The 1556-nt window shown below is 55.7% G+C and carries 2 protein-coding genes; both read left to right on the forward strand.

Translation table 11 applies throughout. The features are described from left to right. The first annotated feature begins 241 nt into the window (after positions 1-241). A complete protein-coding gene (locus F1735_RS33460; RefSeq protein ID WP_167241301.1) occupies positions 242-754 on the forward strand; it encodes a hypothetical protein in 513 nt (170 codons plus the stop codon). Positions 755-788: 34 nt separating this feature from the next. Beyond that, positions 789-1556: cysteine peptidase family C39 domain-containing protein (locus tag F1735_RS33465; RefSeq protein WP_229506091.1), on the forward strand; the 768-nt coding region annotated here is incomplete at its 3' end.

Below are 1556 nucleotides of genomic sequence, written 5' to 3' on the forward strand. Positions count from 1 at the left end.
TTCGCGCCGCCCGCCCTTGACCCTGCTCCGGACCGGACATCGACAAGCGCCGCAAGGCGCAGACATTCACAGCGGTAGCCGATATGGTAGCCGAAGTCAACTTCCACTCAAAACGGCATTGGGCCGCTGTCGGCAGGTAAATTTCGATGACGCAACTGAATCTCCCACGACATTCGCGGTTGCCCAGCCTTCCGCCGTAGTCAACAAATGCGACCAGAATACCAATATGAGGAGAGCAGCGATGAAGTTTCCTATTTGGGCAGTTCCGATAGTGTCTATGTTGGCGTTCGTCACGCCCGATATAAGAGCAGAGACATACCGATACGTCATGCCGGGAGAGATTATTGTCACGGTTGTGGACGGTCCTTTCTTGGCGTCCGAACACCATGTCCGAGGTTGTGGTAAAGGGCAAACCTGCGTAGTCGACCATGCTCCGGCCTTGGTTGAAAGCGGTCGACCACGTGACGAAATCAAGTCGATTTCCATTGGCGTTGACGGCATGACCTACGCGCTTCAGGCATCGGGTATGTTCAATACTAGCACTGCCTTGCGAAACGGAGGAATCAAGCGAATCGGCGGATATTGCTATGATCGCCACAATTGCGCATTCCGCGGGCGATTTGGCGATGGTGGACGGTCCTATGTTGCTGAATGGGTAATCAAGAACGGTATTCCGACGCGTACAGTGCTGTCGCCAAGCATGGATCTGGGTTGGTTATTCGATGACAATCCAATGCCGCCGAAATATGAGTAAGGGAGAGGCGGCTACCTACGCTTCCCGTCGCATCATGGATCACATTTACCAGTCGGAGACCGCAGAGTGCGGATTAGTTTGCATCGCAATCGTACTCAAGGAGCTCGGAGCACCGACCGATTTGCATACGCTGCGGCGGGTCTGCCCTACGTCAGCGCGTGGCATGACGCTGGCCCAACTGATGGACCTTGCCGCCACGGCTAATCTTACTTCGCGTGCAGTTCGGTGCGAGATGAGCGAATTGAATAAATTACACCTTCCCGCTATTCTTCATTGGGGCATGCAGCACTACGTCGTACTCAGGCGCATTCGCAGGAATAGAGTGCAGATAATTGATCCGGCTTGCGGTGCGCGCACCATTAGCATTAAGGAAGCGGGCCGCTACTTTACCGGTGTGGCGCTCGAGCTTGCCACGGCCCCGGAATTCCGAAAGCGCCGGACCAGCAGTCCATTGAGCCTCTGGTCCTGGTTCCGCTTCGATGCGGTCAGCTATCGTTGCCTCGCACAGATTTTTCTGTTGTCGCTGCTTCTGCAAGCGTACATGGTAGCCAGCCCATTTTACATTCAACTTGCTGTCGATCAGGCCGCACTCAAGGGTGACCGACCGCTGTTGCTTGCATTGGCGACTGGTTTCGCGCTGTTCGGTGTCTTTAATATTATGGCCGAACTGTTGAGAGGTAACCGTTCACGTCCCGGACGGAATCGGCGGCAGCGAGGGTGTGGCGACGCCCTTTCTGGCGGCGGCGATCACAGTGGCGATGTAGACCCAGGAGGAAACGGCCCGCTTGCGGCAAGTCTCGAT

The organism is Massilia genomosp. 1 (assembly GCF_011682185.1).
Classification (GTDB): Bacteria; Pseudomonadota; Gammaproteobacteria; order Burkholderiales; family Burkholderiaceae_D; genus Telluria_A; species Telluria_A rubra.